The sequence below is a fragment of the Brevibacillus sp. HB1.2 genome (assembly GCF_013332495.1).
GTDB lineage: Bacteria > Bacillota > Bacilli > Brevibacillales > Brevibacillaceae > Brevibacillus > Brevibacillus porteri.
Map to the genome: position 1 here is coordinate 155,287 of NZ_JABMIU010000013.1, position 6,180 is coordinate 161,466.

Sequence of the window (6,180 nt, forward strand, 5' to 3'; positions counted from 1 at the left end):
TGGTGGTTACCATGAAGGATCAGGAAATGACAGTGGTAGAACACCTGACGGAACTGCGCAAGCGCATCATATGGGTGCTGGCCGTGTTTATTGTCGCATTGATCGTCGGTTTTTTCCTCGCCGGTCCACTCGTGGATTATTTAAAGCAAGAACCGATTGCGGATGGCGTGCCCATTGTCTCGTTGCATCCGTCAGACGCACTTCGTGTTTACATGCAGGTTGCCTTCATAGTAGGCGCTGTCATTACACTGCCTGTAGCACTTTATCACGTTTGGCGTTTTGTTTCGCCAGGGATGGAAGTACAGGAAAAGCGCGGGACGCTTTATTTCATCCCGGCGGCTTGTTTTCTGTTTATCGTTGGTATCCTGTTTGGCTACTACGTCGTTTTCCCGATGGTCATGCAGTTTATGACCAGTATTACAGCATCGATGGGTGCAGACCCGAACTACGGAATCGCGCAATACTTTGGCTTCATGTTTAATATGGTCATTCCGTTCGGGATACTGTTCCAGTTGCCGATTATCGTCATGTTCCTGACGAGACTGCGCATCCTCAATCCAATGAGGCTGGCAAAGGCACGACGCTACGCTTACTTTGCACTGGCTGTCGTCGGGATTACCTTGACGCCTCCTGAGATTGTCAGCGATATTCTTGTGATCATTCCTTTGCTGCTTTTGTACGAGCTGAGCATTTGGCTATCCCGTGTTGTTTATCGCAAGCAATTGAAAGAACAAGAAGCGTGGGAACAAGAATACGGCAGTCTGGAAACAAACGAACCCATTCAATAACGAGCATGAGAAAAGTCTTCTGTCCCGAGTGGCAGAGGACTTTTTTGTATTTCAGCAGAAATTGGGAAATACTACGGACGTTATGATTCGGGAGGTGCTGAATGTGTGGCTGATCGTATGTTTGGCGTTACTCTTTTCAGGGAGTACTGCTCATGCCGCCGGGCTGGGAGAGCCTATCGAACTGTTTGATACGGACAAGCAGCGTGTTGTGGCTAGCTTTGAAAATACAGCTGGATTTCAGGAGGAAGCCCAGCAGATTTTGCAGAGTGTGAGTGGGCGGGTCTTAGAGTTTAATCCATCGTTGAATTCTGCCATGATCGTGAAAATTCCGTTAGTTCCCCCAAAGTCGATGAAACTAAAATCCGCTAATCTCGATGCGATGATTGCAGATATGTTTGTCATCATGCCCAAAAAAGGGGAGCGTCGTCCGTGGCTGATTCTGCACACGAAAGAATATGAGACGGTCGTTGTGGAGTTTACCGAAAAAGTTGACCATCTGAGGGAGCAAGTGAAATTGCCGTAAAGTGGCGCTTCTTCTTGCAAAAATAAGCCCGGTCGTCCATAAAAAGCGACGAACCGGGCTTTTCGATTATTTCGTGGGAGTGAGGAAGGTTTGAGTGAAGTAGTCTGTATATACGCCCACTCCTAACTGGGTAAAGCCTTTTTCGAGTACGTTTTTGCGATGGCCTGGACTGTTCATCCAGCCTTCATGAGCTTCGATGGCATCCGTATAGCCTGCTGCAATATTCTCACCGGCCATGCTGTAAGCGAGAGAGGCACTTTTCATGCGGTCAAATGGATTACTCCCAGTAGTTGCAGAGATGTGATCGAAGAAATTGTTGCCCTCCATGTCCATGCTGTGTTTTCTTGCCACATCAGCAGCTTTTTCGTTCCATTGAAGGGGCGGGAGCTTGTATCGGTAGCGGGAAATATTGACCAGATCGAGGATTTGCCGCTCTGATGCAGCATTGACCTGTTCTCGTTCACCAACACGAAGCGGCGGGGGATCAAAATTGGGCGCCTGACCTTGATAGGACCATTTCGTTTCGTAAAAACTACCGCGCAATAGCATTTGCGTATCCATCATACGTACAGCGGTGACCTTGTTGCCATTCTGCTTGTCCAAGTAATAGATGTAGGGGGTGCCGTCTTTCATGACGAGAGGGCGTTGCTGCTTTTGATTGGTAATTTGGATTTGTGCCCCCTGAAAAGAGAAAGAAACAACGTTTTGTACAGCCAACTGACGCTCGAGTGAGTGCTGGCTGGTGCCGACTCCGATGTTTCCGAGCTTTGCTGTCGGAGCGAGCGAGTACACATCGACGACTTTGTCATTTGCGATGCCGACTTGCATGTATCGGGCAGGCTCGCGATTGTACACCCACCATTGATAGCCGAGACTGCTTGGCTCTTTGCGGGCGGGCTCACCTAATCGCTTGTGTACTTCCTCAGAAGACATGCCGAGAGCTATGTCAAAAATCGTGTTAGGCTTCTCCTCTCGAATGGGTGCTGCAGGTGGTTTGGTTGTTGCAGCCTTTTGTGGAAGCGGCAGAGAGGCAGGAACCGCATCGGGTGTAGTCTGTTTTTCAGGCTGTCCGATAGTGAATACAGGAGCATGACCGACCCAAGCAGTTTGGGAAGTTTCATCCCAACCGATAGGTTTATTCAAGTGGCGACTGATCATGGACAGAGGTACATATAGTGTTCCTTCGTATTCGAAGGAAGCTGGTATTTCCTTGCCTTCCTCCGTGTAGTACCCGGGCTTTTCGCTTGCGACAATTTCACGGCCATCCCAATAGATGGAGGCGGGGTTAAGGTTGACCCGTATAAAGGAAGTAGTATCCGAAGTGAAGAGACGGCTGATTCCCAAGACTCCCAGGGCAATTAAGCCAATCCAGAGCCATTTGTGCATGGAACAATTCCCTCCTTAGCGAGCTTGCCAGATTCTATGTCTCATTTATATGAGCGTGTCCGAATACTAGAACCTTTTTGCTAGAGAGTGCAATTTGATAGGAGGAAGAGTGGTCAAGCAGTTGCAGATGGAAAAAAGTGAGGGAAACTACTTGCAAAGTACATAGTGATTCATTATTATAGGAATTGGGTGTTAGCACTCATAACAGTCGAGTGCTAACAACAGAAATATTGTTTACCTACATTTTTTGAGGAGGGTGTTTTTAGTGCTTAAGCCATTGGGTGACCGTGTGGTAATCGAAGCTATCTCCAAAGACGAAACGACTGCAAGCGGTATCGTTTTGCCTGATTCTGCAAAGGAAAAACCGCAAGAAGGCCGCGTAATCGCAGTAGGTTCTGGCCGTGTTGCTGACAACGGTGAGCGCATCGCTTTGGAAGTAAAAGAAGGCGATAAAGTAATCTTCTCCAAATACGCTGGTACTGAAGTAAAGGTAGACAACAAGGAATACCTCGTGCTGCGCGAATCCGATATCCTCGCGATCATCGGTTAAGGCTCTTAACATAGGAAGTCGAACGAATAAACACATAACAGGAGGTTGAGTTTAGATGGCTAAACAAGTCAAATTCTCTGAAGACGCTCGCCGCTCCATGCTCCGCGGTGTTGAAACTTTGGCAAATGCGGTTAAAGTAACCCTCGGTCCAAAAGGCCGTAACGTGGTTCTTGAGAAAAAATTCGGTTCTCCGTTGATCACGAACGATGGTGTTACCATTGCGAAAGAAATCGAGCTGGAAGACGCTTACGAAAACATGGGTGCGCAACTGGTTAAAGAAGTTGCTACCAAAACCAACGACATCGCTGGTGACGGTACAACAACTGCAACTGTACTTGCTGCAGCTATGATCCGTGAAGGTCTGAAAAACGTAACTGCTGGCGCTAACCCAATGGTTATCCGTCGTGGTATGGAAAAAGCAGTTCGTGCAGCTGTAGAAGAAATCAAATCCATCGCGAAGCCGGTTGAGAACAAATCCTCAATCGCGCAAGTAGCTGCTATTTCCGCTGATGATCCTGAAGTAGGAAACCTGATCGCTGAAGCAATGGAAAAAGTGGGCAAAGATGGCGTAATCACTGTTGAAGAATCCAAAGGATTCGTAACAGAACTGGAAGTAGTAGAAGGTATGCAATTTGACCGTGGCTACGCTTCCCCTTACATGATCACTGACACTGACAAGATGGAAGCGGTTCTGAACAACCCTTACATCCTGATCACTGACAAAAAAATCTCCAACATCCAGGAAGTTCTGCCTGTACTCGAGCAAGTAGTACAAAGCGGCAAACCTCTCTTGATCATCGCTGAAGATGTTGAAGGCGAAGCGCTCGCTACTCTCGTAGTGAACAAACTGCGTGGTACCTTCACAGCTGTAGCGGTTAAAGCTCCTGGCTTCGGCGACCGCCGCAAAGCTATGCTGCAAGACATCGCTGCTCTCACTGGCGGCGAAGTGATCACGGAAGAGCTGGGTCTGGACCTGAAATCCACTAAGCTGGAGCAATTGGGTCGGGCTGGTAAAATCGTGGTTACAAAAGAAAACACAACTGTTGTTGAAGGTGCTGGCGACAAGGCTTCCATCGAGGGCCGCGTAACCCAAATCCGTCAACAAATCGAAGATACGACTTCCGATTTCGATCGTGAAAAACTGCAAGAGCGTCTGGCTAAATTGGCTGGCGGCGTAGCAGTAATCAAAGTCGGTGCAGCTACTGAAACCGAATTGAAAGAGAAAAAACTCCGCATCGAGGACGCTCTGAACTCTACTCGCGCAGCAGTAGAAGAAGGTATCGTACCTGGTGGTGGTACTACTTTGATCAACGCAATCAAAGCGGTTGAAGCGATCAATGTAGGTGGCGAAGAGGCTGTAGGTGTACAAATCGTACTCCGTTCCCTGGAAGAGCCAGTTCGTCAAATCGCTGCGAACGCAGGACTCGAAGGTTCTGTAATCGTAGAGCGTCTGAAAAAAGAAGCAGTGGGCATTGGTTTCAACGCAGCTACTGAAGAGTATGTAAACATGCTCGAAGCTGGTATCGTTGACGCGGCGAAAGTTACTCGTTCCGCACTGTCCAACGCTGCATCTGTAGCGGCTATGTTCCTGACTACAGAAGCAGTAATTGCTGACAAACCAGAAGAAAACAAAGCTCCTATGGGCATGCCAGATATGGGTGGCATGGGCGGTATGGGCATGATGTAAGAAAGCGGCGCGCCGTTTTCTTCAAAGAGAGGCAGACAAATCGTCTGTCTCTTTTTTATGTGAAACTGGCGATCTTTATGTGAAACTGGCGATCGTGAGGATAGTTCATCTGATCGGAGTGTGGGATGACTTCTTTTAGCACCATTCCGTTAAGCGTGCTTACACTATTCATTGCCGATGATTTGCTTCCAAGCAATTTATCGAAGGACTTACGTCGGGGGCGATAAAATGAGCAAACGCTGGATTAGCTTTGATCTGGATGGAACTTTGATGCAAAACCCGTTTGGAGCGTGGGTATTTCCGGAGATTGCGCGTGTAATCTCCGGTCAATTGGGGAGAGAGCACGACATTGTTTCAGAAATGGTAACCGAGCATGAGCGGCGTATGTCCCAAGAACGCTACGTAGAAGCGTATGATTGGGATGATATCCTTGTTAGTAGATGTGATGCATTGAGTATAGAAAAAAAGATTGATATTGAATCGCTGGTTCGGAAACACTCTGTAATGCCTAAGGTTAATTTGCTCGAGGATGGGATTCTCCAGATGCTCGAGGAGACAAAGAAGCGGGGCTTTTCGCTGGCAGTGGTCACAAATGGATTCCACAAGTTTCAGGCACCAGTAATGGAGGCATTAGGCTTGCTGGAGTACTTTGATGAGATCATTACGCCAGAACGAGCTGGTACTGGCAAGCCAGACCCAGTTATTTTGCAAAAACTGCAGGGAAAAGTAATTGCTCATGTAGGAGATCGTTTGGATCATGACATTCAACTTGCTAACCGCAGTCATGTAACCTCTATTTTAATAGAGCGAAAATTGCCTGAGGAATTGTTGATGTTCCAACCGCAGATGCGTGCAAATGATCACAGAATGCGTTTGTTCTGTTTGGAGAAGTGGAGGAGGGAGTGCAAGAATCCATTATTGTCAGAGCTTCCGGAGCTTTTCATGCCGCGAATTGTGATTGGTTCTATGGGAGAATTGCTGTCTGTTCTGGATGAACAGGGGGTGGGATAAAATTCTAGGTAATAATGCTTGCGTTTTTGCTGCCGGCTTGGTATGATAACTCTTGTCGCTTTTGAAGGGAATTTTAGAGAGAATGAAAAAAACTTCGAACTTCTAAAAATAACTCTTGATTTTCAAAAGAAGACCTGATATAGTTTAAAAGGTCGGCGCCACAAGCGCTAACGATGAAAGAAAAGAACGATATGCTCTTTGAAAACTGAACAGCGAAAGCGTTAATGAGTCTATC

Annotated in this window: 6 protein-coding genes; 5 read left to right on the plus strand and 1 reads right to left on the minus strand. The window is 47.3% G+C overall.

Annotated elements, in window-relative coordinates; translation table 11 throughout:
- Positions 1–11 precede the first annotated feature (11 nt).
- Both tatC and HPY28_RS24160 read left to right on the plus strand, forming a co-directional pair.
- Positions 12–788 (plus strand): twin-arginine translocase subunit TatC, encoded by a 777-nt coding sequence (gene tatC, locus HPY28_RS24155; protein ID WP_017246594.1) that lies wholly within the window; start codon positions 12–14, stop codon positions 786–788.
- Between the two features lie 103 nt (positions 789–891).
- Complete coding sequence (locus HPY28_RS24160) at positions 892–1,311, plus strand: hypothetical protein (protein WP_069852152.1); 420 nt, start codon at positions 892–894, stop codon at positions 1,309–1,311.
- 66 nt (positions 1,312–1,377) lie between these two features.
- On the opposite strand, the gene HPY28_RS24165 is transcribed toward HPY28_RS24160, so the two are convergent.
- Complete coding sequence (locus HPY28_RS24165; RefSeq protein WP_174231560.1) at positions 1,378–2,697, minus strand: CAP-associated domain-containing protein; 1,320 nt, start codon at positions 2,695–2,697, stop codon at positions 1,378–1,380.
- A gap of 265 nt (positions 2,698–2,962) precedes the next feature.
- Here HPY28_RS24165 and groES point away from each other — a divergent pair, with 265 nt between their 5' ends.
- From groES to HPY28_RS24180, 3 genes are all read left to right on the plus strand, one after another.
- Complete coding sequence (gene groES, locus HPY28_RS24170) at positions 2,963–3,247, plus strand: co-chaperone GroES (protein ID WP_007721023.1); 285 nt, start codon at positions 2,963–2,965, stop codon at positions 3,245–3,247.
- Positions 3,248–3,302: 55 nt separating this feature from the next.
- Positions 3,303–4,934 carry a chaperonin GroEL gene (groL, locus tag HPY28_RS24175; RefSeq protein WP_017246591.1) on the plus strand — a complete coding sequence of 544 codons (1,632 nt, stop codon included), beginning with the start codon at positions 3,303–3,305 and terminating at the stop codon, positions 4,932–4,934.
- A gap of 228 nt (positions 4,935–5,162) precedes the next feature.
- A complete protein-coding gene (locus tag HPY28_RS24180; protein ID WP_174226295.1) occupies positions 5,163–5,945 on the plus strand; it encodes an HAD family hydrolase in 783 nt (260 codons plus the stop codon).
- The last annotated feature ends 235 nt before the right edge of the window (positions 5,946–6,180 follow it).